Source organism: Crocosphaera sp. UHCC 0190 (assembly GCF_034932065.1).
Taxonomy (GTDB): domain Bacteria; phylum Cyanobacteriota; class Cyanobacteriia; order Cyanobacteriales; family Microcystaceae; genus UHCC-0190.
The window spans coordinates 116505-140954 of sequence record NZ_JAYGHP010000002.1; the positions used below are offsets into that span (position 1 = coordinate 116505).

27 protein-coding genes and 1 tRNA gene are annotated in these 24450 nt (G+C 39.7%); 14 read left to right on the plus strand and 14 right to left on the minus strand.

What is annotated here, in order from left to right; translation table 11 throughout:
* Window positions 1-123 precede the first annotated feature (123 nt).
* Both VB715_RS03645 and crtA read right to left on the minus strand, forming a co-directional pair.
* Window positions 124-810, minus strand: a complete 687-nt coding sequence (locus tag VB715_RS03645; protein ID WP_323299841.1) for a cyanoexosortase A system-associated protein — start codon at window positions 808-810, stop codon at window positions 124-126.
* Window positions 811-866: 56 nt separating this feature from the next.
* Window positions 867-1727, minus strand: a complete 861-nt coding sequence (crtA, locus tag VB715_RS03650; protein ID WP_323299842.1) for a cyanoexosortase A — start codon at window positions 1725-1727, stop codon at window positions 867-869.
* A gap of 183 nt (window positions 1728-1910) precedes the next feature.
* On the opposite strand from crtA, the gene VB715_RS03655 reads away from it, so the two are divergent.
* Together VB715_RS03655 and VB715_RS03660 are read left to right on the plus strand one after the other, a co-directional pair.
* Complete coding sequence (locus VB715_RS03655; RefSeq protein ID WP_323300179.1) at window positions 1911-3239, plus strand: DUF2330 domain-containing protein; 1329 nt, start codon at window positions 1911-1913, stop codon at window positions 3237-3239.
* A gap of 118 nt (window positions 3240-3357) precedes the next feature.
* On the plus strand, window positions 3358-5067 hold the full coding sequence (locus tag VB715_RS03660) for an ATP-binding protein (protein ID WP_323299843.1): 1710 nt from the start codon (window positions 3358-3360) through the stop codon (window positions 5065-5067).
* A gap of 55 nt (window positions 5068-5122) precedes the next feature.
* On the opposite strand, the gene VB715_RS03665 is transcribed toward VB715_RS03660, so the two are convergent.
* Window positions 5123-5494 carry a hypothetical protein gene (locus VB715_RS03665; protein WP_323299844.1) on the minus strand — a complete coding sequence of 124 codons (372 nt, stop codon included), beginning with the start codon at window positions 5492-5494 and terminating at the stop codon, window positions 5123-5125.
* Between the two features lie 319 nt (window positions 5495-5813).
* Complete coding sequence (locus VB715_RS03670) at window positions 5814-6134, minus strand: hypothetical protein (protein ID WP_323299845.1); 321 nt, start codon at window positions 6132-6134, stop codon at window positions 5814-5816.
* 276 nt (window positions 6135-6410) lie between these two features.
* On the opposite strand from VB715_RS03670, the gene VB715_RS03675 reads away from it, so the two are divergent.
* The gene (locus VB715_RS03675; protein WP_323299846.1) at window positions 6411-7031 is read left to right on the plus strand and encodes a VWA domain-containing protein; all 621 of its coding nucleotides are present in this window, start codon (window positions 6411-6413) and stop codon (window positions 7029-7031) included.
* Window positions 7032-7104: 73 nt separating this feature from the next.
* Here the strand turns inward: VB715_RS03675 and recR are convergent, their stop codons facing one another.
* On the minus strand, window positions 7105-7698 hold the full coding sequence (recR, locus tag VB715_RS03680) for a recombination mediator RecR (protein ID WP_323300180.1): 594 nt from the start codon (window positions 7696-7698) through the stop codon (window positions 7105-7107).
* 136 nt (window positions 7699-7834) lie between these two features.
* Window positions 7835-8608 carry a hypothetical protein gene (locus tag VB715_RS03685; RefSeq protein ID WP_323299847.1) on the minus strand — a complete coding sequence of 258 codons (774 nt, stop codon included), beginning with the start codon at window positions 8606-8608 and terminating at the stop codon, window positions 7835-7837.
* Between the two features lie 208 nt (window positions 8609-8816).
* Between VB715_RS03685 and gatA the strand changes: the two genes are divergently transcribed.
* Complete coding sequence (gene gatA / locus VB715_RS03690) at window positions 8817-10265, plus strand: Asp-tRNA(Asn)/Glu-tRNA(Gln) amidotransferase subunit GatA (protein ID WP_323299848.1); 1449 nt, start codon at window positions 8817-8819, stop codon at window positions 10263-10265.
* A 138-nt stretch (window positions 10266-10403) separates the two neighbouring features.
* Complete coding sequence (locus VB715_RS03695; RefSeq protein ID WP_323299849.1) at window positions 10404-11306, plus strand: alpha/beta hydrolase; 903 nt, start codon at window positions 10404-10406, stop codon at window positions 11304-11306.
* Window positions 11307-11346: 40 nt separating this feature from the next.
* Here the strand turns inward: VB715_RS03695 and VB715_RS03700 are convergent, their stop codons facing one another.
* Together VB715_RS03700 and VB715_RS03705 are read right to left on the minus strand one after the other, a co-directional pair.
* The gene (locus tag VB715_RS03700) at window positions 11347-11709 is read right to left on the minus strand and encodes a cell division protein SepF (RefSeq protein WP_323299850.1); all 363 of its coding nucleotides are present in this window, start codon (window positions 11707-11709) and stop codon (window positions 11347-11349) included.
* 556 nt (window positions 11710-12265) lie between these two features.
* Window positions 12266-13942, minus strand: a complete 1677-nt coding sequence (locus tag VB715_RS03705) for a caspase family protein (protein ID WP_323299851.1) — start codon at window positions 13940-13942, stop codon at window positions 12266-12268.
* Window positions 13943-14154: 212 nt separating this feature from the next.
* Here VB715_RS03705 and rpmF point away from each other — a divergent pair, with 212 nt between their 5' ends.
* Window positions 14155-14334 (plus strand): 50S ribosomal protein L32, encoded by a 180-nt coding sequence (gene rpmF, locus VB715_RS03710; RefSeq protein ID WP_323299852.1) that lies wholly within the window; start codon window positions 14155-14157, stop codon window positions 14332-14334.
* Between the two features lie 89 nt (window positions 14335-14423).
* Here the strand turns inward: rpmF and VB715_RS03715 are convergent.
* Window positions 14424-14496: transfer RNA gene (locus VB715_RS03715), tRNA-Ala, on the minus strand.
* 73 nt (window positions 14497-14569) lie between these two features.
* Here VB715_RS03715 and VB715_RS03720 point away from each other — a divergent pair.
* The 5 genes from VB715_RS03720 (at window position 14570) to VB715_RS03740 (ending at window position 18885) form a co-directional block, all read left to right on the plus strand.
* Window positions 14570-15454: a rhodanese-related sulfurtransferase gene (locus VB715_RS03720; RefSeq protein ID WP_323299853.1), complete on the plus strand. Its 885-nt coding sequence runs from the start codon at window positions 14570-14572 to the stop codon at window positions 15452-15454.
* The gene (cbiD, locus tag VB715_RS03725; protein WP_323300181.1) at window positions 15447-16565 is read left to right on the plus strand and encodes a cobalt-precorrin-5B (C(1))-methyltransferase CbiD; all 1119 of its coding nucleotides are present in this window, start codon (window positions 15447-15449) and stop codon (window positions 16563-16565) included. Before VB715_RS03720 ends, cbiD begins: the two co-directional genes overlap by 8 nt.
* A gap of 97 nt (window positions 16566-16662) precedes the next feature.
* Complete coding sequence (locus VB715_RS03730; protein WP_323299854.1) at window positions 16663-18462, plus strand: aspartate kinase; 1800 nt, start codon at window positions 16663-16665, stop codon at window positions 18460-18462.
* 108 nt (window positions 18463-18570) lie between these two features.
* Window positions 18571-18702 carry a hypothetical protein gene (locus tag VB715_RS03735; protein ID WP_323299855.1) on the plus strand — a complete coding sequence of 44 codons (132 nt, stop codon included), beginning with the start codon at window positions 18571-18573 and terminating at the stop codon, window positions 18700-18702.
* 3 nt (window positions 18703-18705) lie between these two features.
* Entirely contained in the window at window positions 18706-18885 is a 180-nt protein-coding gene (locus VB715_RS03740) for a DUF2949 domain-containing protein (protein WP_323299856.1), read from the plus strand.
* Window positions 18886-19056: 171 nt separating this feature from the next.
* Here VB715_RS03740 and infC read toward each other — a convergent pair whose 3' ends face one another.
* Window positions 19057-19608, minus strand: coding sequence for a translation initiation factor IF-3 (gene infC, locus VB715_RS03745; protein WP_323299857.1), 552 nt, complete (start codon window positions 19606-19608; stop codon window positions 19057-19059).
* 230 nt (window positions 19609-19838) lie between these two features.
* Between infC and VB715_RS03750 the strand changes: the two genes are divergently transcribed.
* The gene (locus VB715_RS03750; RefSeq protein ID WP_323299858.1) at window positions 19839-20756 is read left to right on the plus strand and encodes an RluA family pseudouridine synthase; all 918 of its coding nucleotides are present in this window, start codon (window positions 19839-19841) and stop codon (window positions 20754-20756) included.
* Between the two features lie 47 nt (window positions 20757-20803).
* Here the strand turns inward: VB715_RS03750 and VB715_RS03755 are convergent, their stop codons facing one another.
* The 3 genes from VB715_RS03755 to VB715_RS03765 form a co-directional block, all read right to left on the minus strand.
* On the minus strand, window positions 20804-20968 hold the full coding sequence (locus VB715_RS03755) for a hypothetical protein (protein ID WP_323299859.1): 165 nt from the start codon (window positions 20966-20968) through the stop codon (window positions 20804-20806).
* A gap of 9 nt (window positions 20969-20977) precedes the next feature.
* On the minus strand, window positions 20978-21739 hold the full coding sequence (locus tag VB715_RS03760) for a pantothenate kinase (protein ID WP_323299860.1): 762 nt from the start codon (window positions 21737-21739) through the stop codon (window positions 20978-20980).
* A gap of 104 nt (window positions 21740-21843) precedes the next feature.
* The gene (locus VB715_RS03765; RefSeq protein ID WP_323299861.1) at window positions 21844-22209 is read right to left on the minus strand and encodes a Lin0512 family protein; all 366 of its coding nucleotides are present in this window, start codon (window positions 22207-22209) and stop codon (window positions 21844-21846) included.
* A 207-nt stretch (window positions 22210-22416) separates the two neighbouring features.
* Between VB715_RS03765 and VB715_RS03770 the strand changes: the two genes are divergently transcribed.
* Both VB715_RS03770 and VB715_RS03775 read left to right on the plus strand, forming a co-directional pair.
* Window positions 22417-22857: a hypothetical protein gene (locus tag VB715_RS03770; RefSeq protein ID WP_323299862.1), complete on the plus strand. Its 441-nt coding sequence runs from the start codon at window positions 22417-22419 to the stop codon at window positions 22855-22857.
* A gap of 133 nt (window positions 22858-22990) precedes the next feature.
* A complete protein-coding gene (locus VB715_RS03775; protein WP_323299863.1) occupies window positions 22991-24274 on the plus strand; it encodes a TldD/PmbA family protein in 1284 nt (427 codons plus the stop codon).
* Here the strand turns inward: VB715_RS03775 and VB715_RS03780 are convergent.
* Entirely contained in the window at window positions 24271-24444 is a 174-nt protein-coding gene (locus tag VB715_RS03780) for an elongation factor G (protein WP_323299864.1), read from the minus strand. The genes VB715_RS03775 and VB715_RS03780 overlap by 4 nt on opposite strands.
* Window positions 24445-24450: the final 6 nt, after the last annotated feature.

Below are 24450 nucleotides of genomic sequence, written 5' to 3' on the forward strand. Positions count from 1 at the left end.
CCTATTTTAACATAGCGAGACCCCAAAATCTGGCAATTGTAGAGGCAAAGTCTGGGTAATTTAGTTTATGAAATCTGCTTAAATCTCTAGTCGGGTTAATTCACGAATTAACCCGACCTAAAACTAAGGATAAGTTGATAATTTAGGTTTCCACCAACCATACCAGTCTGACCAAATTGTTTCTAAGGTCTGATATTTTTTTTCTAAGGTTGTTGTTTCAAGATTGGCTTCAACAGGGGTTGATATAAGTGTCCATAAACAACCTGTTTCAAAGAGATCGTTTTGTCCTAAAATCCACAAAAATGTTCTTTGGGGACTCCAGCCATATTTATATTTATTCTGAGTATATTGTTGTTCAGTGACAGTGTTTTCTCCTGCTTTATTAAGACAAGCGGTTAAATAAGCTTTATCTTCATACTGAAACATTCCATAATGACCAATTCCTTCCTGATTTTTGATATTCATTACCACAGTTGCTGGAGGGATTTTTGCTTCTTTAAAGAGCAGACGGCTAACGTTAGCCCCATCATATTGACGATAGCTTGTTTTAATCTCTAATTTTTCCCCATTGTTCTGATATTGATAGACTTGTATATTATGGATTTCTGAAGGAGCCAATTTTGAGTCTATCATCTGCCATTCTTTGAGGGGAATTGTGGCTGGAAACTCAAATAAATCTTTTTTTGAGGATACCTCAGAATCCCCTTGAGATGATAGTACAAAAAAAGAACGAATAGTAACGCCGACTACTCCCAATAAAACAATAGCGATTAAGCTAATTCTAGCTTTTTGTATTGATAAAATTTCCATCTTTGTCTCAAAAGTAAATTAATTTTTCTAAACATATTTTTTGCACAAAATATGTTTTATTCCTCATCTATTAGAAAATCTTCGTCAATTTCAGAAGTTAGGGTTAGGGAACGAACATAAGCAAACCAGCAAAAAACACCAAAAATCAAAACAGAAATTAAAGCAAAAATTAGACTGCCATCATCTCCATGCCAATATTCAAAAGCTTCTCTTTGAGAAGAGGCCACTAAAACAGCCATGATAGAAACCCGAATCGCATTGGTTATAAATCCAATAAAAACGGCAACACTTAAACAAATTACTTGTTGAATTCGCTTAATTGGAATGATAAAAAGAAAGAGAACACCCACAAAAAACATCAGTAAAATACTCTCTACTCCAGAACAAGAACCATAGACTTCAACTCGTCCTGTTGGTAAGATAATAGATACTCCTTCTCGATAGGATTTAAACCCTGCTGTCCACAGAGAACCATTAGAAAATTTAGCGGTTAATTGCGGTAAATTAATGGCATTTAAAATTCCTGTTAAGATGCTAGAAGATGCTAAGAGAGCCAGAATTGTTAGTTCCTTCCAGTAGCTAGATAATCCTTTAAAACCTGATGCCATTAATGCCAGTCCTACCCCACAAATCAAGGGAGAAACCGTTAAATGATAACCTACGGGTGACAAACTTCTAATCAAAACAAAGATAATTAAAGTTGCCCCAAACACACTAGAAAAAACACTGCTATGAAATTTTAACTCATCTCGTTTATCCCAGATCAGAGAGGCGATCGCTAACCAGACTAAAATACTCAAACTCATCAGGTTAGGAGCTTTAGAAAATTCTAGTACCGTCAGTTGTAATCCGGCTAAGGCAATTCCTAACGCCCCTAACCAGGCCCTAGGTTCCTGTAGAGAACTTTTCCATTCCATGATATTTTTCATCCCTGTGTCAATCTCAGAAGGACTAAAGTGTTAATTTTATATCTGCTAATTATATCTTAAATATCGTTAATTTTTGTGGCATTTTCATTTGATGATAGCAAGAATCGCGCTTTAATAAAACAAAGAATATTCATGATCAAACAAATTTATTGCTGCGATAGAGAAATCTCCATGAAAATCCTACGCCCTTTAATTCTTGTATTTTTAAGCTTTCTGCTCTTGATTTTTCCCATTAATAATGCTCTCGCATTTTGTGGATTTTATGTGGCTAAAGCCGATGCCAAACTTTATAATCAAGCCTCTCAAGTCATTATTGCTAAGGATGGCAATCGTACGGTTTTAACCATGGCTAATGATTATCAGGGAGCGGTGAAAGATTTTGCGATGGTTGTTCCGGTTCCAGTAATCTTAAAAGAAGAACAAGTGCATATTGGTGAACCCCAAATTCTTGAAAGATTAGATGAATTTAGTGCGCCAAGATTAGTGGAATATTTTGATGCTGATCCTTGTAATCGTCCTTATCTTGAAGATGGAGCTTTCCGAATGCCAGCGGCTCCTTCAGCCTCATCTGAGATGAAAACCGGAAGACGTAATGCCTTAGGAGTAACGGTTGAGGAAGAGTTTACTGTCGGGGAATATGATATTGTAATTCTCAGTGCAAAAGAGTCTAATGGGTTAGAAATTTGGTTACGAAATAATGGCTATAAAATTCCCAATGGAGCGAGTCAACTTTTACGTCCTTATATTCAGCAAACTCTCAAATTTTTTGTGGCAAAAGTCAATTTAACTGAGTATAAAAATACTGGTTTTAAATCCCTACGTCCCCTCATGATGGCCTATGAATCACCTAAGTTTATGTTACCCATTCGCTTAGGGATGCTCAATGCTAACGGAGAACAGGATTTAATTGTGTACTTATTATCTCCTAAAGGACAAGTTGAATTAACCAATTATCGAACTGTTCAAGTACCTTCTGATGTAGATATTCCTGAATTTGTTCAAGGGGAATTTGCCCCATTTTATCAGGCAATGTTTAAAACAGCTTATGAAAAAAATGGCAAAAAAATTGCCTTTGTTGAATATGCTTGGAATATGGCCAGTTGCGATCCTTGTTCTGCTCAACCTTTAAACCCTGATGAACTCAGAAAAGCAGGAGTATTTTGGTTAGATTCTAATTTCTCGAATCAAGTATTTATTACTCGTCTTCATGTGCGTTATGCTCGCCCAACTTTTCCTGAAGATTTACAATTTCAAGAAACCGCTAATAATCAATTTTTCCAGGGAAGATATGTGATTCGTCATCCTTTTAAAGAAAAGCGAGATTGTGACGCTGCACAACCTTATTATAAATCGGTGAGAGAGCGACAAGAAACCGAAGCAAAAAACTTAGCCCAGTTAACGGGATGGAATTTGACAGAAATTCGCAAAAAAATTAATTTTATGGAGGGAGAAAATGTGCCTTGGTGGCGAAAACTTTGGGGGTTTTTAAAGGATAATTAATAAAAGAAGCAATCGGATTCTATCTCACAAATGAGTTAACATAGAATCAAGCAACAACCCATAGGATAATTATACCTATGGGTTACTTCTTTTAGTAAATGTCCACGAGACAGCAATAATGATAGAACATCCCCTCGGAGTAGTCATTCAAGGTTCCCTTTCTCAAGGTTTAGAAGTGCGGTTACATTCCGATGTTTCCGTCGAACAAATGCGGGTAGGCAAGTTTTTAGTCGTGCAAGGGGTGCGATCGCGGTTTTTCTGTCTGCTCACGGATGTTTCTTTAGGAACTGCAAACCCCCGAATTTTAGCGAACCCTCCCAGTTTTGAGGATACCTTCATGCGGGATGTTTTGGCCGGAAGTGGCACTTATGGAACCGTAGAACTCGCTCCTATGTTGATGTTTACCCCCATTGAAGGGGAACAAAAAAGAGGTTCTGAAACCAAAAAAGAACATAATTCCCTCGCGTCTTTTGAAGCACAAACGAACGCTGATATCGAATTACTCCCAGTGAAAACAATTCCCGCTCATTTTAGCCAAGTTTATGAAGCTTTAGAACGGGATTTTAGGGCGGTTTTTGGCTGGGAAGATGATCCCACCCGTCGCAATTTTGCCATTGGGAAACCCTTAGATACGGATGTGCCTATTTGTATTGATTTAGATCGGTTTGTTGAAAGAAGTAATGGAGTTTTTGGGAAGTCAGGAACAGGGAAATCTTTTTTAACCAGGTTGTTAATTTCTGGTATTATTCGTAAACAAGCAGCCGTTAATTTAATGTTTGATATGCACTCAGAATATGGCTGGGAAGCGATGAAAGAAGGCAAGGAAGTTTCGACGGTTAAAGGGTTACGTCAATTGTTTCCTGGACAGGTAGAAATTTATACCTTAGACTCTGAATCTACGAAACGTAGAGGGGTCAGAGATGCTCAAGAATTATACTTAAGTTACGATCAAATTGAAATAGAAGATATTCGCTTAGTTGGCTATGAATTAGGGATTTCTGAGGCAAGTTTAGATAATGCCAATATTCTCGAAGCTGAATATGGCAAATCCTGGATCGTTCAGCTATTAAATATGACCAATGAAGACATTAAACTATTTTGCCAAGAGAAACAAGGTCATGCCGGATCAATCATGTCCTTACAACGGAAGTTAATGCGCTTAGATAACTTGAAATATTTACGCACAGCTTGCCCCCATAATTATATTAATCAAGTAATAGAATCCCTCGATGCAGGTAAGCACGTCGTCATTGAATTTGGCTCCCAATCTAACCTGCTTTCTTATATGTTAGCAACGAATATGATTAGTCGTCGGATTCATGCTAATTATGTCAAAAGATCTGAAAAATTTCTACAGTCTAAAAATCCTGTTGATCGACCTCGACAATTAGTTATTACTATTGAAGAAGCTCACCGCTTTTTAGATTCTAAAATTGTGCATCAAACTATCTTTGGGACTATCGCTAGAGAGATGCGAAAATACTTTGTTACCCTTTTAATTGTGGATCAAAGACCATCAGGAATTGACAATGAAGTGATGTCTCAAGTCGGAACCAGAATCACCTGTTTATTAAATGATGAAAAAGATATTGATGCCATTTTTACAGGGGTTTCTGGGGGGCAAAATTTACGGTCAGTTTTAGCAAAATTAGACTCTAAACAACAAGCTTTAATCTTAGGCCATGCGGTACCAATGCCAGTCGTCATTAAAACCCGTCCTTACGATCAACAATTCTATACAGAAATAGGCGAAACAGACTGGTCAGAATTATCCGATGAAGCCGTATTTGCTGCTGCTAAAATAGGGAGAGCAGATCTAGGATTTTAGTCTTTATTTATCACAAAGTAGGGACAATTCATGAATTGTCCCTAGGAAAAACCAATTAAAAATGAACAAACGGAACCCGATAAGTTGGACGTTGAACATCTCCTAAATTATCGTCATTTCGTTCCAAAGTGTTGTTAATTGCCTCAGTTTTGACCTCATAGGGGCTTTTCTCCAGTTCAAAGGCAGAAAGCTCCTCAGATGAGGGATATTCCCCCCCAACACCAGCTAACCCTTCCATTTGAGTTCTAGACTCAGTCCCGTTTAAATCTTGAACCGTCCCCGTATGAATTTCTAACGGTTTCGGGTCAGTAATAACCTCTGTTTCGGCCAGAGAAGGGAAGACGGGAAACAAAGCTCCGATTCCCAAAATTATCCCTCCCATTAAAATTTGAGTAGATTGTGTTAATGTATTAAACATATTCATCATTTTTACCTAACTTACGGTTGACCTCACTCCTCACAAGAACAATCAGCACACCACAATTTCCACACATCAAAATTGAGCCAAACTCTTCTGACTCCTTTTCATTAATCAAGGAGCGAGAACAGTTAAGAATTTTCCCAATTTGCTATAATTAACTCTATTATCTCTAAGGCTGAAGAGTGACGGTATAAAGATAAACAAAAATTTTGCTTAATCACTAATCATTTCTTAAGAAGAAGGGTGTCGATCTCAATTCGGTTGAAAATAGACCCCTACACCCTAACTTCTTGATTTTGGCCCTTACAAATCTCTAGATTAGTAATCAACCAGCCGCTTCGGCCGGTTTCTGACTTGCTTTAATGTGTCTACGAGAAGAGGAACGAGTGCTTTCCATGGCTTCGAGAGGAGAAAACTCAATGTGGTTGAGTAGGGTTGTCACAAAAGCAAACAAGAGAAATGGTAAAGATAAGACTAAAACCAGTCCCACCACGGCCAAGGCATAAATTTGACGAGTGCTACTCCACAACCCTAAAGCACTAGCCAAGGTTAAGAAAATGACAATTAACCATACAATAATTTGACCGTAGATATCACCGAAGGTAAGGGTGCAGACCATACGGTACTTTTGAGCTTCGTTGTCCATTAGTGAAATTCCCAAAATCAGCTTCTTCTGATGTTCTACATTAATGATGATCATCAGCAATAGGTCGATATTTAAAGATTTTTTATCAAGTGTCGCAATATGACTTTACAATTAGACCCATTTATGTGATGAGTCGTTGATGAATTAAGGCCAAAAACCCGGAGCCTTTCCCTCAATTATGATCAAATTCAGGAGCTTTAGCCATAATCCTTAAAGGTCGTAATAGCCTAGAGGACAGAGTAATCATACAGTTTGATATAGGAGGTTGTTTCCCTTATGGCAGGAGACTCAATTATCGAAAATCGGGATTATACCCTGATGATCGACAAAAGCAGCAGTATGGCTACCTCTGATGCTCCCGATGGAAAAACCCGTTGGGAAATTGCCCAGGAGTCTACCCTGGCATTAGCCAAGAAGTGTGAAGAAATTGATCCTGATGGCATTACAGTTTATGTATTTTCGGGTCGTTTTAGGCGATATGACAACGTTACCTCCGACAAGGTGACAAAAATTTATGAAGAAAACGAACCCATGGGACAAACAGACTTAGTCTCTGTTCTTGAAGATGCCCTGGAGAACTATTTTGAACGTAAAGCCGCAGGAAAAGCCCAACCCAATGGAGAAACCTTCATTGTCATCACTGATGGCACCCCCACCGAACAGAAAGCCGTGATTCGCCTCATCATTGATGCGACTCAAAAAATTGACCGAGATGAAGAGTTAGCAATTTCTCTGATTCAAGTGGGTCATGATAAGAAAGCAACGGCATTTCTTAAAGCCTTAGACGATCAACTCGAAGCCGCAGGTGCTAAGTTTGATATCGTTGATACCGTCACCGTTGATGATATGAAAGATATGTCTTTAACGGATGTGTTGCTTAATGCCATTATTGATTAGGCATTGTCTGGCCTTGCTTTTTCAGGGTCGAGGGTTTAGTAGGGGCAAACGGTCGTTCGCCCTTACTAGATTGTTAGTCCAATTCTCGCCTTCCTTCTAAAGCCCGCGCTAGGGTAATTTCATCCGCATATTCGAGATCCCCACCCATGGGCAAACCGAAAGCAATACGGGTGACTTTGGTGAAGGGTTTAAGCAGTTGGCCGAGATAAAGGGTTGTGGTTTCCCCTTCAACGGTGGGACTAATGGCTAAAATCACCTCTTTAACACCGTCTTGGGTGACTCTTCTAATTAGGGGTTGAATATATAATTGCTCTGGGCCAATGCCATCCATCGGTGACATGACTCCTCCTAAAACATGGTATTTGCCCCGATATTCTCTGGTTTTTTCTAACGCAATCACATCGCGGGAGTCGGCGACGACACAAACCGTTTGTGAATCTCGATTAGGGTTACGGCAGATTTCACAAATAGGTTGTTCTGAAAAATGAAAACACACTTGACAGAGGCCTACTTGTTTTTTGGCTTCAATTAACGCTTTCGCTAGGGCTTGAACTTCAGCATCAGGCCGCTTTAGGATATGCAAAGCAAGTCTTTGGGCCGTTTTTGGCCCAACTCCTGGTAAGCGTTGCAGTTGTTCAATTAAACGGGCTAAGGGAGGAGTATAAATAAGCTATTTCTCCAGATAAATTACTATAAAAAACAGTAGGGAACAACATCAAAACCCTAAAGGGTTTTTATCTGGGACTGGTTTGAGTTTTGCGGGCCAAGTTATGGAACTCAAAGCCAGATCCTCGTGCTTTTTTTTAATTATTTTTTTCCACTTTCTGAATTTTAATCGGTTGTGTGGGTTTATTGTTTTTCATAGGGGGTTTTTTGTCTCCTTTCGGTGGTTGATTCCCATCGGCGATCGCTTTAACTGGTTTTTTGTATCTGGGAATTTTTTCTGTTGGGGGTTCTAAATCCACATCCCATCCCCAACAATTGCGGGAGGGAATAAACTTAAAATGAGCCTGAATAAACCAACGAGGGGGTAATTCCTCCCTAGACATTTTAGGGTTAAAACGAAAGGGTTTAGCCTCATCTTCTCGTCTCATCAAAACAGGGAGATGGGCCGCCTTAAATTTACCTTTGGGGTCATTGGCATTCTGATTTCGATAGACGGAAATCACCGGGGTTCTCAATTGAGGGACAAATTGCCAGACCCCTCTAAATTTAAAGATCCCAGGTTCTTCTTCCCAGGGGTTTTCTGCTTCCCAAGCAGCCACTTGAAAGTAAATTTGAGGATCTTGACGAGGAATAATGAGGCATTTCGGATAAACTCGCAGAAATAGGGTTTGATCTGGATGACTGGCGATTTGTTTGAGCCAGGCTTGATAGCGATAACCAGAAATAAATAACTTATAACGTTTTCCCCCTAGACGAATAAAGAAATTACCTTCCTCATCTTGTTCTGGTTGACCTTTGAGAGTACCGATCGCTTGAAATAGAACGGGACTTACTTCAGGTTCAGGGGTTGAGGAAGACTCAGCGTCAACGGGTTGGGAGATCTCAGGAATGAGTTCTTCAGGGGCAGACATTTTAGCGTTTCCCAATGGTTTTTTTGTCTTATTCTGTATAGCATACTTGCTTTGTTAATGATAAACCCCTAGAGGCAATTAGCCTAAGAGTTTTCATACCATATAATATTTAGGCGGTTGCGCCGAAGTGACCTCTGTAGGGGCGAACGGCCGTTCGCCCCTAGGACTTCCGACTTCTCATCCCTTCAATCATTGAAAAGAGTACACCATGACATCTATCCGCGAACTCCATCAACAATTAGTCAAAAAAGAACGTTCTGCTGTCGAAATTACCACAGAAGCCTTAGAACGCATCAAAAAAGTAGACCCCAAAGTCAAAAGCTTCTTACAGATTACTGCCGATTCTGCCCTAGAAATGGCCAAGCAAGTCGATAAAAAAATCGCGGCTAAAGAAGAAATTGGGCTATTAGCCGGAATTCCCATCGGTATTAAAGATAATATGTGTACCACAGGCATCACCACTACCTGCGGATCAAGAATATTAGAAAATTTTGTCCCTCCTTATGAGTCTACCGTCACCCAGAAATTAAAAGACGCGGGAGCCGTCATGGTAGGCAAAACCAACTTAGATGAGTTTGCCATGGGGAGTTCCACCGAAAACTCCGGTTATCAAGTCACCGCCAACCCCTGGGACTTATCTAGGGTTCCTGGGGGTTCATCTGGGGGTTCTGCTGCTGCTGTAGCTGCCTCAGAATGCGTTGTCGCCCTTGGCTCAGATACAGGGGGATCAATTCGTCAACCAGCCGCTTTATGTGGCGTAGTGGGGCTAAAACCCACCTATGGGTTAGTGTCTCGCTTTGGTTTAGTGGCCTATGCTTCATCCTTAGACCAAATTGGCCCCTTTGCCCGTAATGTAGAAGATGCAGCCATTTTATTAGGGGCGATCGCCGGGTACGATGCCAAAGATTCTACCAGCTTAAATGTTCCTATTCCCGACTATACCCAATTCCTGAAACCCTCCTTAAAAGGGCTAACGATTGGAGTTATTGAGGAAACCTTTGGGGAAGGATTGGATGGGGTAGTAGAAAAAGCGGTTAATGAGGCGATCACCCACTTAAAGAGTTTAGGGGCAAAAATTAACAAGATTTCCTGTCCCCGTTTCCGTTACGGTTTACCTGCTTATTATATTATTGCCCCCTCAGAAGCATCTGCCAATTTAGCCCGTTATGATGCGGTAAAATACGGCATTAGAGAGGATGCAGATACCCTAATTGATATGTACACCAAAACCCGCGCTAAAGGGTTTGGAACCGAGGTTAAACGACGTATCATGTTAGGAACTTATGCTTTATCCGCAGGGTATTATGATGCTTATTATCTCAAGGCCCAAAAAGTTCGCACCTTAATTAAAAATGATTTTGATGCTGCTTTTGAAAAGGTAGATGTCTTGGTTTGTCCCACTACCCCCACCACAGCGTTTAAAGCAGGGGAAAAGACTTCAGATCCCTTAAGTATGTATTTATCTGATTTAATGACCATTCCTGTTAATTTAGCAGGTTTGCCAGGGATGAGTATTCCTTGCGGGTTCGACAAACAAGGTTTACCCATCGGGTTACAACTCATCGGCAATGTCCTTGAAGAAGGGAAATTATTTCAAGTCGGTTATGCTTATGAAAAATCTAGCGATTGGCAGACTAAAATTCCTCCCTTAAAGTAATAGGGTGACGGGGTGATGGGAAAACTTTCTCCTCATATCCTCACTCCCTCACTCCTCCCAAGCCATTTTCTTGACATTTTTGGTAAATTAGCAACAATGAGCCATAATCATTGATAACCGATTGAGGATAATGCCCCAATGATGACCAATCTTTTACTTAAAGGATTGCTAAGTGGTGTAGGCATGGGTGCGATCACCTATCTCTGCGCCTGTTTGGCCCTAGTTGCTGCTCAAAATCGCCTCATTTTTAAACCTGTCTCTACCATCACAACCACCCCTGCTGATTTAGGATTAGCTTATGAGGATGTCTGGTTATCAGTTTTAACCCCCCAAGACACTGTAGAAAAATTACATGGTTGGTGGATTCGGGCCACTTCTTCGAGTCAAAAGGTCTTATTATATTTGCATGGCAATGGGGGTAATATTAGTTATAACTTAGGCCCCATCAAATCCTTTCAAGAAGCGGGATTTTCTGTTTTAATTATTGATTATCGGGGTTATGGCCGCAGTCAGGGTGAGTTTCCCACAGAATCAGAAGTTTATCGAGATGCTCAAGTTGCCTGGGATTATTTAATTGAAGAACGGAAAATTAAACCCCAAAATATCTTTCTCTATGGTCATTCTTTAGGGGGTGCAGTAGCCATTGATTTAGGGGTGCGTAAACCTCAAGCGGCGGGAATTATTGTGGAAAATACTTTCACTTCCATGAGGGATATGATGGATTATTTAGGGTCATTTTATCAACTTTTTCCGGCGGATTTAATTTTACATCAACGCTTTGATTCTTTGAGTAAATTACGATTATTACAGATTCCTTTACTCTTAATTCATGGCACTAGCGATCGCACGGTTCCCGCTTCCATGAGTGAAAAACTGTTTAAAGCAGCAACGGTTCCGAAAAAGCTGTTTTTAGTCCCCAATGCTAATCATAATAATGTGGGGGTGATCGCCGGAGAAGACTATGAGCGTGTTGTGCAAGATTTCTATCAATTCGTTCTTCATAATCAGGGTCAATTAGATTTAGTTTATAACCAGAATTAGTTATAATATTGGGGTGCAGACTAGACACCCCATACTGTTATTATTTTCTTGTTTCTACTTTCTTATTCCCCAGTTTCAAGCAAGGGGAAACTGAAGGAGATGAGGGACGTTTAGAAGTAATTGCCACTTGGTTAGGCACAAACATAAAGGTCTTTTCACTAATCCAAAATGTCTGACCATCAATGGCACAAGTTCCACCAGCCATCCAATCTACCACACGCTGAGCTTGTTGGACACTCAACCTCTCTAAAATCAATATTACGACTCTTCTTTGCTGCAACAGTTGCAGAGCTTGGCGTGTTTCTTCTACAGACTCTATCGTTTTAATAACCACTTCGGACTGAGAATGTTGGTTAACAGACCAATCAAATTGAGGTATGCTGTTCATTGATTCAGAGTTCATATTGGTGAGTGAGAGTTACTAAATATGATTGTGTTTATCTTCCCTAACTAATCAGATAAATGGACTGCTAATAATCCTGATTAGTGCCTAATTCATGATTCTTAACTGGGTTTAATACATTCGTCTTTCCTAGGATATCTAAATTATCTAAATTGCGATGTATTATCAGTCACATTTTCCCTTGGTTTACTTGAATATTTTGGTTTTTTTGACTGATAAAATCTCAGAAATTATCCCACAGAAATACCTCTCAAATTATGGTAATTTGCGAAGGATAAAAGCGTGTAAATTTTAGGTCAAAAGAAAAATCATTAATCTTAAAACAGATTATAAAAATCAGAAAAACCTAGACTATGATCAGGTTATTTCTTAGATCTCATTTATTTTTGTTCAATTGGCCTCCTGTAAAACACCACTTTTTAACAGAAAAGAACCAGGGTTTTCGTAACGACACTTTCCTGACTCAACACATTTCATAGACGGTAACACACTTTTGTCGGTAAAATAATTAAATAAGTCTAAAGCTTATCCTTTCTTCTTATATCATAAAAAACTGTTAACGGGGAGGCAACTGCTGTCGCCACTGTTTGATCGACTGTTGTGTTTTTTCGTAAACCTGACTATCCTGGGGAACAAATTGAGCCGTTTTCAGAGCTAAGCTTAATTGTCCTTGTTTTGCCCTAGTTTGGGCTAATTGATAAATTTGTTGACTCAATTGTTCAATCAACTTTTGCGCGGTATTATAGCCAGGTTCTCCCATTTTTAGATATTTTAAAGTCGTAATTGCCCGATTATAAGAAGATGCTTGGTTTGGCTTCACTAAGGCTAAAGCTGCCTCAATTAAGACTTGATTATCCGCTTGTTGTTGACTCAAGGTTTGCCAACGTTTAATCGACTGCTGGGCTGATAAATAAAGGGTTTGATGCTCATTAGGCACTAATTGCGCGGCAGCGATCGCGCCCCCAAAATCTCCCTGAGTCGCTCTTCCTTGGGCAATATCGAGAATTAATTGACTCCAACGGGCAATATTTCGTCTTGCGTCCCCATATAAAGGCGTATGGGGCTGAATTTGACGGGCAAATTGAATAGACTCATTTAAGCGCGAAGCTTGATATAGACTTAAGGGGATTTTGGCATAGTCTAAAACAAGTTGATTTTTCTCGATTTTCTCCTGATTAGCCAAATCTAGCTGTTGTCTGATTTTTCCGGGTATCAGCCAGAATAACCCGATTAAAACGAGCATTACCCCTCCCCACCCCAACCATTGGGGCAAGCCTTTGATTTTAGTTAAGATTGCCTGTTTTTTGACGGTGGGGGTTACTATTTGCTGATTATCACCTTGGGTTGTATTGCCCTTGCTTTGTTGTCTGGGTAAGGAAAACTTAAACTGAGTTTGAATCGGTGATTTTGGTAAAATCGGTAAGTTTAGGGTTGTGATAGGTTGATTAACCGTTGTTTGGTGCAAATTTTGTTGTAAAGTAACGGTTAAGGCTTGATAATCAGTTTTTTCTTGGGGTTGGGGTTGGGGTAACAAAGGTTGACGACTGGCGGTTAAACTGGGGCTAATAATGATGGGGAGTGCAATAGTCGGAAAATTAGCCCGATGAATAGGGTTTAAGCGTTCTTGTAGATAAGCATCTAACTTAGTCAGGGTGAGATGATGACCATAGTAACGCAAGGCTTCAATTAAAGCCGTCATAAAGATGCCTTTTTCTGCACTGATGGTTTGATAGACAGGGGAACGACAGGAAAAAATCAAAGAAATGCCCTTTTGTTGGGCTAATTCTAGGGTTATTTGTCCTAACTTGCCATCTTTAAACGGATTTTGTAGATCTAAGATCACTAATAATTGTTCACTACTGGCGTTTAATTTTTCAAACAGCGATCGCATTTTAATCCCTGTTTGGGGGATGGTTTGGGGGTTACTATCAATAGGCAATAAATAGTCTTCTCCTTGATAATTAACCCCATATCCTTGAAAAAAGAACCAACAATGTTTAACTTTTAGGGGACTATCATTAAGCCATTCCAGTATATTTTCTCGGTTGGGATAGGTTGAGCGTTTTCCTGGAGAGGGGGAAGTATCCGTTAATAAGAGTAATTGACGGGAGGGGAGTTTCGCTTCTTGGAAAAAATAGCAATAGAGAGCTTGTGCGTTATTCTCTGGGCCTTTTAGGGGTTGCCAATGGAAATATTCTTCAATTCCCATCGTGATAGCGCGAAAATTTTCCATAATGGCTGTTTTCTCCTCTTATATCCCAACGCCATTGTTGATGATTTGACGCTATTGTATTGTCGGTTCGGGGATGTTCTCTATTCAGCAGACTGTTGATGGATAGATACCGTTCCCATTTTTTTCTTATGTTATTTAGGGAATTTTCCTTCACCAAAATTTAGTGAGAAGACTTACAATAGAAAGGTTGTCTATATTCGAGCATCAGTCCGATGGCAGTTCCTAAGAAGAAAACTTCTAGTACCAAACGCGATCAACGTAAAGCGCATTGGAAGCGCACCGCAGCTTTAGAAGCTAAAAAAGCCCTATCCTTGGGTAAGTCTGTCATGACAGAACGTTCTAACAGCTTTGTCTATCCTAAAGATGAAGAGGAAGAAAACGACGAGGAATAAGTTAGGGTTAGGGTATAAGGGGGGGCGCGTCTCTAGATGATTTTGTGCGCCTCATACCTTTTTTTGCCGATACAAATTACGATTAGTTATGGAGGTTAGCGGACTTGAACCGCTGACATCCTGCTTGCAAAGCAGGCGCTCTACCAACTGAGCTAAACCCCCAGAAATTTACTCACTCTTACCATTATACACAGAGTCATCTGAAATAAGCAAGAATTTTTCTGAAAATTTTCCTATGCCCTATACTGTCGCCACTTTTTACAAGTTCGTCCCCTTAGCGGACTTTGCCCAAAAACAGGCTTCTTTACTAGCCTATTGCCAAAATCACCAAATAAAAGGCACAATCTTGTTATCCCAAGAGGGCATTAACGGGACGATCGCCGGAACTTCTGATGATATTGAAGCAGTTATTAACTATTTGTGCAATGATGTCCGTTTCGCTGACTTAGAGGTTAAATATTCTTCTGCTCAACAGCTTCCTTTTGAACGGATAAAAGTGCGTTTAAAAAAGGAAATTGTTACCTTGGGAATGCCAGAAATTGATCCCAGTCAACAGGTAGGAACTTATGTTAATGCCAAAGAGTGGAATCAGTTAATTAGTGATGATGAAACTATGGTCATTGATACTCGTAATACTTATGAGGTAGATATTGGCAGTTTTCAGGGTGCAATTAATCCTAAAACCCATTCTTTTCGAGAGTTTCCTGATTATGTACGACAAAATTTAGATCCCCAAAAACACAAAAAAATTGCTATGTTTTGTACGGGTGGAATTCGTTGTGAAAAAGCGACTTCATTTTTATTAAAAGCAGGATTTTCAGAAGTATATCATCTGAAGGGAGGAATTTTGAAATATTTAGAAGAAGTTCCCCCAGAAGAGAGTTTATGGGAGGGAGAATGTTTTGTTTTTGATGAAAGGGTAGCCATTAAACATCAATTAGAGGGAGGAAGTTATGAAATGTGTCTTGGCTGTGGTCATCCAATTTCCGAGGAAGATAAATTATCATTGCAATATGAAGAAGGGGTATCCTGTCCCCATTGCTTTGCAAACTTAACCCCTGAAAAGTTAGCGAAACAAAGAGAAAAACAAAGACAAATAAATCTTAATCATGATGAATAATGCTGAACCCAGATCAGGTTATACTTTACCTGTCTTTGCTTGTGCTGCTGGGATTGCTGCTTTAGATTGCCTCCATAACATTGAGATTAATCAGACAGTTTCTCTCGATTTAATTGAACCATCGGCAACGGTAAATATTCCTATTCAACAAGTAGCTAAAATCCAGGAAAATATTGCATTGGGAATTACCATTAGTGATCCAGGAGATAACTTAGATTTAACGAGAAATACCCCGATTTGGGCCATAGTTGAAATAGTTAAAAATAGTCAAACTGATGAGCAAATTATCATCAAAGGGGGTGAAGGAATTGGTAAACAAATTAATAATAATCAAAAAGATGCTATTTATTCTTATGCCAAAAAACTATTACATCATAATTTAAAACAACATCTTAAACTTGAAGAAACTATTATTATTACTATTATTTTACCGGAAGGACGCAAACTAGCAAAACGAACTTCTAATGAAGCATTTGGGGTAGTCGAGGGATTATCCTTATTAGGGACAAGTGGCATATCTCAACCCTTAAGCGCACCCAGTCAATTAGAACTTTATCAACAACAATTAAAAGAGAAAGCTAAACAATTTGACACCGTAGTTTTTTGTTTAGGAGAAAATGGCTTAGACTTAGCCCAAAAATCGGGTATTAACCCTCAACAATTAATTAAAACAGCTAATTGGTTAGGGCCATTATTAGTCACAGCAGGACTAGAAAAAGTCCAGTCTATTCTACTCTTTGGCTATCACGGAAAATTAATTAAATTAGCAGGAGGAATCTTTCATACTCATCATCATCTAGCCGATGGAAGACGAGAAATATTAGTCGCTCATGGGGCTAAAATAGGATTATCAACCCCAATTCTACAACAACTTTTTACCTGCGAAACCACCGAAAATGGGTTACAAAAATTGAGAAAATTAGATCAAGAGATGGGAACTAATTGGACTGAAAAAATTTATGAATCTCTTGCGGAAACTATTGATAAACGGACACAGGAATATATCCATAAATACGTTGATTTTGACGTTAACATTGGCTCAGTTTTATTTGGACGCGATCGCCAGATTATTATTACCAGTAAAAGAGGTGAAACTTTACTGAATAGTTGATAAAGCCAATTTATATAGAAAAATGTAACAAATGCGCCTACATTCCTAAGTAATTTTGCTAAGTTAGATGATTGATATCTCTGCTTCTATTTCACCTATGGCTCTAATCGTTCAAAAGTATGGGGGAACCTCAGTCGGTTCAGTGGAACGTATCCAAACTGTGGCCCAACGCATTCATAAAACAGTCCAAAACGGTAACAGTGTCGTTGTCGTTGTGTCAGCGATGGGAAAAACCACCGATACTTTAGTCAGTTTAGCCAAGGCAATTACCGAAAACCCCTCCCGACGAGAGATGGATATGTTACTCTCCACAGGAGAACAGGTATCCATTGCCCTAATGACCATGGCCCTGCAACAAATAGGACAACCGGCCATCTCCTTAACGGGGGCCCAAGTAGGCATTGTCACAGAAGCAGAACATAGTCGGGCCCGCATTCTCTCCATTAAACCCGATCGCATTCAACGTCATCTTAACCGTTCAGAAGTGGTTGTGGTGGCGGGGTTTCAAGGAATAAGTAACATCGATGACTTAGAAATTACGACCCTGGGCCGTGGGGGTTCCGATACCTCAGCCGTTGCCCTCGCGGCCGCCTTAAAAGCCGATTTTTGCGAAATTTACACCGATGTGCCTGGTATTTTAACCACTGACCCCCGTCTCGTCTCTGATGCTCAATTAATGGCAGAAATTACCTGTGATGAGATGCTAGAATTGGCAAGTTTAGGGGCCAAAGTATTGCATCCAAGGGCCGTGGAAATTGCCCGAAATTATGGGGTTTCCTTAGTCGTGCGATCCAGTTGGAGTGATCAACCTGGAACCCTTGTGGTTTCCCCCATTCCTAAACCGAGATCCTTAGAAGGGTTAGAAATTACCAAAGCGGTCGATGGGGTAGAATTTGACAGAGATCAGGCAAAAGTTGCCTTATTACGAGTTCCCGATCACCCTGGAATTGCGGCCCGTCTCTTTGGGGAAATTGCCCATCAAAAAGTAGATGTAGACCTGATTATTCAATCAATCCACGAAGGCAATAGTAATGATATCGCCTTTACGGTGGTGAAAAATGTGTTAACCAAAGCAGAAGCAGTGGCCGAAGCGATCGCCCCGGCCCTACGGAGTTACCCGGCCAACCCCCAAGAAGCAGAGGTGATCGTAGAAAAAGGGGTGGCCAAAATTGCGATCGCAGGGGCGGGAATGATTGGCCGGCCGGGTATTGCAGCTAAAATGTTTAAAACTTTAGCAGAAGCTAATATTAATATTGAAATGATTGCTACCTCGGAAGTAAAAGTCAGTTGTGTCATCGACCAAGAAGACGGTGATCGCGCGATTGAAGCCCTCTGTAACGCTTTTGATGTGGATCTGTCTCCTGTCCCTGTGACAGCGAAAACCGTTGCTATGTCTCCCCCGGTTCGGGGTGTGGCCTTAGATATGAAGCAGGCCCAAATTGCCATCCGTCATGTGAAAGATCGCCCAGGCATGGCAGCCAGCATTTTTGGGGTATTGGCAGAGCATAATATTAGTGTGGATACTATTATTCAATCCCAACGCTGTCGTATTGTGGCAGGAATGCCCACCCGTGACATTGCCTTTACCGTTGCCCAAGGGGATGTAAAAGGGGCTTGTTTGGCCTTAAATAGTCTCTCTGATGGCTTTGATGAGGTGCTGGTTGATGAAGATATTGCTAAGGTAAGTATTGTCGGGGCCGGAATGGTGGGACAACCTGGGATCGCTGCTAAGTTTTTTGATGCCTTAGCGAGTCAAAAAATTAACATTAAAATGATTGCCACCTCAGAGATCAAAATTAGCTGTGTGGTTCCCAAGGAAGAAGGGATCAAAGCCTTAAAAGCTGTGCATCAAGCCTTTGAGTTGGCAGGGAAGGAAACGGTAGAAGTGCCAGCTTAGATGTAAACCAGGTTTTAACATGAGATCGTTAATTATGGCAAGAGTCCTTGCCTTTTTTTTACAAAAACATTAGAATAGTTAATATAAGTTTACACAGGGAAACCAATTATGAGTAACCTCATCATCGAACTCATCGCCTTTACCGCAGTTGTGATGGCCGTTAAAGGCATTCAGTCTCAGCAACAATCTGATTCCGTCGTGATCCCTGTTCGTATTGATGAAAATATTAGGAGACGTTGAATTATGTTAGAAAAATTGGTAATGTTCTTGCAAGACGAGTTAGATATCCCCGCAGAACAAGTTCATCTTGCTTTACGTAACACCCAAGCCATTCCCTCCCAGTTACCGATGCAACTATGGAAATATGGGCTAATTAACTTAGGTCAATTAGAAAAAATTTTTGATTGGTTAGAAGCTGCATAAACTTAGCCAAGGTTAAGTTCTGAGTGATTCTTAAAAAATAGTTAGACAATTGGGGAATTAAGGCAAAATTGTTAAGGTGGGTAGCACCATACTAAACCCAATCGGAAAAAGAATGCTACTAATCAGCTATCTTGTAGAGACGTTTCATGAAACGTCTCTACTGGCCGTTTGTTAGTTGGGTTCTAAGAAAATATGTAGCTGATTACCACTGTAACTACTATTTCCTTCTAAATTGGCCACATCTCTCAGTCTTTCGACAATCTGTTCCAATTTTTCGCGGCCAAGTTGAATAAATGCCCTTTCCCGACCTCGAAATCTCATGGAAAATTTGACTTTACAACCATCCTTAAGAAACTTGCGGGCCTGATTTAGTTTGGTATCTAAATCCCCTGTATCTATGCAATATCTCAGTTGCAATTCTTTAACGGAGGTTTCTGTGCGGTTTTTCTTCGCTTGGGCTTCTTTTTTCTGTAATTGATACTTAAACTTGCCATAATCAATTATCTTACACACAGCAGGAGACGCATTCGGGGAAACTTCTACTAAGTCTAATTCTGCTTGTTCTGCTAAACTAAGGGCTTCTTGTAGGGATTGAATGCCGAGTTGTTGTCCGTCTTCACTAATTACTCTAACTTCTTGCGCTTTAATTCTATGATTAACTCGGTATTGATCAGATTGTTCAAAAGGTTTAACGGGCTTATTTCTTGTTTTTGCTCGTCTCAAATTTCTCTTTTGCTCCTATATAACTACAGTCTTCCTCCCATTGTATCATATATAGCAAGTCTCATACTTGTGAGGTACAGAGTTCTCTGGTTTTAGGCAACAGGCAACAGGCAACAGGGAATAAACTAGGGTGTACCTCATGAGTCCAAGAAACGCTATAACCTGAAAAAGAGCAAAAATTTTGGCTATATTTTTAGATAAAATAGCTAGACTCTGATAGAGTAAAATTCATGAATCAAGGTTGGATTTATCGAGATAAAGTACGCCCCATTGATGCAGGGTTGACTGTCTTAGAATATTATACAGAACGTTATCATCATTCGGGTTCTGAGGAGTGGTTAAAACGCATTTTATCTGAGCAAATTTTACTGAATAATCAACCTGTTAACCCTCATACTTGTTTACAAACTGGACAGAATTTAACCTATCATCGTCCTCCTTGGAAAGAACCTGATGTTCCCTTATCTTTTGAAGTCTTGTCTGAGGAGCAAGATTTACTCATTATTGCTAAACCATCAGGACTTCCTGTGTTACCAGGAGGCGGATTTTTAGAACATACTTTATTATGGCAATTACAACAACAATATCCTCAAGATAAACCTGTTCCGATTCATCGCTTAGGAAGGGGAACATCAGGGTTGATGTTGATAGCGCGATCGCCTCTTGCTCGCTCTAATTTAACGCAACAAATGCGAGATCGTCAAATTCGTAAAGTTTACCGAACTTTAATCGGAAAAAGCGAGTTACCTGATCATTTTATCATCGATCATCCTATTGGTAAAATTCCCTATCCAAGCTTAGGTTATCTTTACGCTGCTACTCCTGATGGAAAGTTTGCTTATAGTGAATGTCAAGTTCTAAAACGTAGGGATCAAAATACTCTTTTAGAAGTTACAATATTAACGGGTCGTCCCCATCAAATTAGAATTCATTTAGCAACAATGGGTTATCCTTTATTGGGTGATCCTTTATATACAATTGGGGGAATTCCTAAAATAAATGATAATGATAAATTAGCGGTTCCTGGAGATTGTGGTTATTATCTTCACGCTTATCAGCTTGCTTTTATTCATCCTAGGACAAAACAACTGATGACCTTTACTTGTCCTGATAGAATTAACCCAAAATATCATGACTCGTTAGACTAATTTCTGCAAAAGCTAAGGGAGAAATTCTCTTAATGTCTTTTTGCTGATTATTGATTAAAACGATTGACACAAGCAGCGTTTTTTAAACCAATTGGGGACATGGTAATAATTTCTCCTTGAACTAATTCCACCCTATCCTCTGGCGTTAAAATGCCAACTTTCGCCATTTTGTGATACTCTTTAACAGTAAATTTTCTGGTTACAACTTGCATCGTTTGACCTCAGTAAGAACTAAAAAATATACCCCAAAAAATTATATCTTTATCTTGCTTAAGATTTTCTGATATATCAGGGTATTTTTGTTTAAAATAGTTTAATAATAGTTGAGAATCTCCCCCTGTTAGAATTATTGGACTGTTAGGATAATTATTTAACCAATCATCAATAAATGTTCTAATCCCCCCCAATATAGTATACAAAATTCCACTGGTAATGGCATCGGGAGTATTGATTGACCAACGAAGGGGTAAAGTTTCAGATAAACTAACATTAGGTAACGCTGCAGTTTTGGTTGCTAATGACTGAAATTGTAATTTTAATCCTGGTAAAATTGCTCCTCCCATTAAAGCGCGATCCCTATCAACTCCTGTTAAGGTTAATGCGGTTCCTGCATCTATAACTAAACAAGGAAAACCATAGATTTGTCCTGCACCTAACAATGCTAAAGCGCGATCAATTCCCATGGTTGAATATAGATTGTTAAGAGGAATTTTATCTAAAGTAATGATTTGAGTTTCAGGATAAGTTTGCCATAATTTAGTTTGAAAAGGAACCACAGAAGCGATATATAAGGGTAAATTATTGGGGATGTTAGGAAGTAATAAATTTTGGGGTAAGATTTGAGTGATTAAGGGTTTAGATAAATGCTCATTATCCCAAATAGATTGTAATTTATTTTGTTTAAAGTATCCCCAATGTAAACGAGAATTACCAATAACTAAAGCTAACCAATCCGTTGATTTTGAAGTAGATAAATTATTCACAATTTAACTATAAAAAACATTTTGGTGGGTTACGGTGGACATTTAATTAGTTAGTTGGTTGGTTTCTTCAGTTATCTCCACCTAACCCACCCTACAATAATTATTTAGGGTGTTTCTATAAGCACAGTTACCGCAGCATTGGCAATAATCATGTCATCATTCTTATCATTTAATTCAGGGATAGCTCGTCCTTGAACTATCATGCCACCCTCTTTTATCGTAATACTTTTTTGACCAAAAGGTAATACGGCTAAAACTTCATCTTGACGGACATTTTTAGGGTAAGGAACTGCCACTTGTACCTCGACAATCATCTCATTCGGATGACTCAAACCGGCCACTTCCCAGACTCCAGGTAACGCATTGTGTGCGATCGCATTGCGAACGGCTCGCGCTGCTGCTACAGTAGGATCTTGACCATGTTGATCAATTCCCATTCCCATCTCAATAATTAAACGTTTTCGTGGCATAGTTTTTCAGGATTAAGTTTATTAATATTATGTCATATTTATCGTTATTTTTAGTACAAACGTTCTTTTGAATTAGATTTTGCTGGGGATTCTATTAACCATTTCTAGGATCTCACACCACGTTATCAATCGGTAATAAAATAATGTGCCAAATTTTGGGAGAAGTTGTAAAGTAGAAAAACTTATGGAAATGTTTGGGATATAAGGATGAAAATCGTTCAAACTCTGTTGATCACCACTTTAGTCACTACCGTTGGCTTAATTCCTTTACCCAGTCTGGCTCAAATCAAGGATAATCAAGTCAATGCCTTGGTCAAGGCCATGAAACAAGCTGCACCCCCTAACCGTGCCAATGATGGAATGTATAGTGCTTGGCAGGTTCTACCGAATATTATCCCTAGTTGGACAAAGCAATGTGTGGGGAAAGAAATGACCCCCGAACAGTTTGAAAAGGATACTAAAGCGGCGGAAAAGACCGTTAGTTGTATTGTGAAACGGGAATTAAATAGCCAATATCAGACGACGAAAAACGAGATGAAGTCTGTGCAAGGAGTCGCTTGTTGGTGGATGACCGGAAAATATCAAGGTTGCGATCGTGATCCGTCTAAAACCTATGTTCAACGGGTTGTTAATGCTTATAAACCCTAAAATGTAGTAGGTTGGGTTGAGGCAGTGTCCTGAGGGATAGTCCAAGGAAACCAAACCCAACACAGCAAGGGGTTTTGTTGGGTTTCACTCTCGTTCAACCCAACCGACAGTTGAGCCAAAACCGACTAGATATATGACCACACAAGCACAAGAATTGATTGATTTAGCTTTAAAAATGGGGGCTTCTCAGGCAGAAGTTTATCATTCCCGTTCCCTCTCTCATCCGGTATTTTTTGAAGCCAACCGTCTCAAGCAATTAGAAAGTTCTCAGTCAGAAGGAACGGCCTTACGTCTCTGGAAAGAAGGATGTCCAGGGTTAGCGGTTGCTTATGGAGAAGTGGAGAGTCAAAAATTAGTAGAAAAGGCGATCGCTTTATCTGAGTTAAACAGTGCTGAAACTATCGAATTAACTGATCCGCGCACTGATATTCAGCCGAATGTTGGGCAAGTTGTTCCGGTTAATACTTTAGTTGAAGCGGGAAAAAATGCGATTTCCCAATTACGAGAAGCTTACCCAGAAGCGATTTGTAGCGGTGAATTTTCTTGCGAAGAAGATGTCACTTGTTTAATCAATTCTCAAGGGCTTCATTGCGAATATAGTGAAACTTCCATCAATTATTATCTGGGATTAGAATGGGTCAGAGGAGAAGATTTTTTAGGCATTTATGAAGGAGAACAAACCCGCAATCACATTAATACTGATGGGGTTGTTAAAGAGATTTTACAACGGTTAGAATGGGCGAAAAACAATGTGTCACCGCCGACCGGCCGTATTCCTGTGTTATTTACTCCCAATGCTGCGGCTATGTTATGGGGAACGGTTGCTGATGCAATCAATGGCAAAGTTGTCTTAGAAAAATCTTCTCCTTGGAGTGATAAATTGGGGGAAAAGGTAATCTCGGAAAAATTAACCATTACGCAACAACCAAATCGAGAACCCTACACTTGTCCTTTTGATGATGAAGGAACCATTACCCAACATTTAGCCCTCATTACTCAGGGAAAATTAGAACAATTTTACAGCGATCGCACCATTGGACACGCTTTAGGTAAAGAAAGTACAGGAAATGGGTTTCGTCCCAGTTTAGGCCGTTATCCTACCCCTAGTTTGGTCAATTTAATTGTTGAACCTGGAACCGATAACTTTAAGGAGTTAATTAAACAATTAGATCGAGGTATTATTGTCGATCAAATGTTAGGGGGAGGGGCAGAGCTTTCTGGGGAGTTTTCGATTAATATTGACTTAGGTTATGGAGTCAGTCAGGGAAAAATTATGGGCAGAATTAAGGATACAATGGTAACGGGTAATGTTTATACTGCCCTGAAAGAAGTCATTGCGCTAGGGAATGATTGCCGTTGGACAGAGTCTTGTTACACCCCTTCTGTCATTGTAGAAGGTTTATCTGTCATTGGTTAAAACAATTGATGAATATAATCATCTAAATAACTTAAAGATGGAGTTTCTTTGTTCTTATTATTAATAGAATGTTTAATGTTGTTTTCTTCAGTTTGATTGTATTGAGTAATCTGAAGTTCTTTACTACGGGTAAAATGGGGATGCAGCCATTGGGTTAGGGTAAGAGCCATGATAGT

Coding starts and splice junctions, on each gene's coding strand:
- VB715_RS03770 (WP_323299862.1), top strand. CDS start 22,417: ATGAAAATCGTTCAAACTCTGTTGATCACCACTTTAGTCACTACCGTT.
- VB715_RS03695 (WP_323299849.1), top strand. CDS start 10,404: ATGATGACCAATCTTTTACTTAAAGGATTGCTAAGTGGTGTAGGCATG.
- crtA (WP_323299842.1), bottom strand. CDS start 1,727: ATGGAATGGAAAAGTTCTCTACAGGAACCTAGGGCCTGGTTAGGGGCG.
- VB715_RS03765 (WP_323299861.1), bottom strand. CDS start 22,209: ATGCCACGAAAACGTTTAATTATTGAGATGGGAATGGGAATTGATCAA.
- VB715_RS03705 (WP_323299851.1), bottom strand. CDS start 13,942: ATGGAAAATTTTCGCGCTATCACGATGGGAATTGAAGAATATTTCCAT.
- VB715_RS03655 (WP_323300179.1), top strand. CDS start 1,911: ATGAAAATCCTACGCCCTTTAATTCTTGTATTTTTAAGCTTTCTGCTC.
- VB715_RS03720 (WP_323299853.1), top strand. CDS start 14,570: ATGCCCTATACTGTCGCCACTTTTTACAAGTTCGTCCCCTTAGCGGAC.
- gatA (WP_323299848.1), top strand. CDS start 8,817: ATGACATCTATCCGCGAACTCCATCAACAATTAGTCAAAAAAGAACGT.
- VB715_RS03735 (WP_323299855.1), top strand. CDS start 18,571: ATGAGTAACCTCATCATCGAACTCATCGCCTTTACCGCAGTTGTGATG.
- VB715_RS03740 (WP_323299856.1), top strand. CDS start 18,706: ATGTTAGAAAAATTGGTAATGTTCTTGCAAGACGAGTTAGATATCCCC.
- VB715_RS03750 (WP_323299858.1), top strand. CDS start 19,839: ATGAATCAAGGTTGGATTTATCGAGATAAAGTACGCCCCATTGATGCA.
- VB715_RS03645 (WP_323299841.1), bottom strand. CDS start 810: ATGGAAATTTTATCAATACAAAAAGCTAGAATTAGCTTAATCGCTATT.
- VB715_RS03660 (WP_323299843.1), top strand. CDS start 3,358: ATGATAGAACATCCCCTCGGAGTAGTCATTCAAGGTTCCCTTTCTCAA.
- cbiD (WP_323300181.1), top strand. CDS start 15,447: ATGAATAATGCTGAACCCAGATCAGGTTATACTTTACCTGTCTTTGCT.
- VB715_RS03685 (WP_323299847.1), bottom strand. CDS start 8,608: ATGTCTGCCCCTGAAGAACTCATTCCTGAGATCTCCCAACCCGTTGAC.
- VB715_RS03755 (WP_323299859.1), bottom strand. CDS start 20,968: ATGCAAGTTGTAACCAGAAAATTTACTGTTAAAGAGTATCACAAAATG.
- VB715_RS03700 (WP_323299850.1), bottom strand. CDS start 11,709: ATGAACTCTGAATCAATGAACAGCATACCTCAATTTGATTGGTCTGTT.
- VB715_RS03775 (WP_323299863.1), top strand. CDS start 22,991: ATGACCACACAAGCACAAGAATTGATTGATTTAGCTTTAAAAATGGGG.
- rpmF (WP_323299852.1), top strand. CDS start 14,155: ATGGCAGTTCCTAAGAAGAAAACTTCTAGTACCAAACGCGATCAACGT.
- VB715_RS03665 (WP_323299844.1), bottom strand. CDS start 5,494: ATGATGAATATGTTTAATACATTAACACAATCTACTCAAATTTTAATG.
- VB715_RS03780 (WP_323299864.1), bottom strand. CDS start 24,444: ATGGCTCTTACCCTAACCCAATGGCTGCATCCCCATTTTACCCGTAGT.
- VB715_RS03670 (WP_323299845.1), bottom strand. CDS start 6,134: ATGGACAACGAAGCTCAAAAGTACCGTATGGTCTGCACCCTTACCTTC.
- VB715_RS03675 (WP_323299846.1), top strand. CDS start 6,411: ATGGCAGGAGACTCAATTATCGAAAATCGGGATTATACCCTGATGATC.
- VB715_RS03730 (WP_323299854.1), top strand. CDS start 16,663: ATGGCTCTAATCGTTCAAAAGTATGGGGGAACCTCAGTCGGTTCAGTG.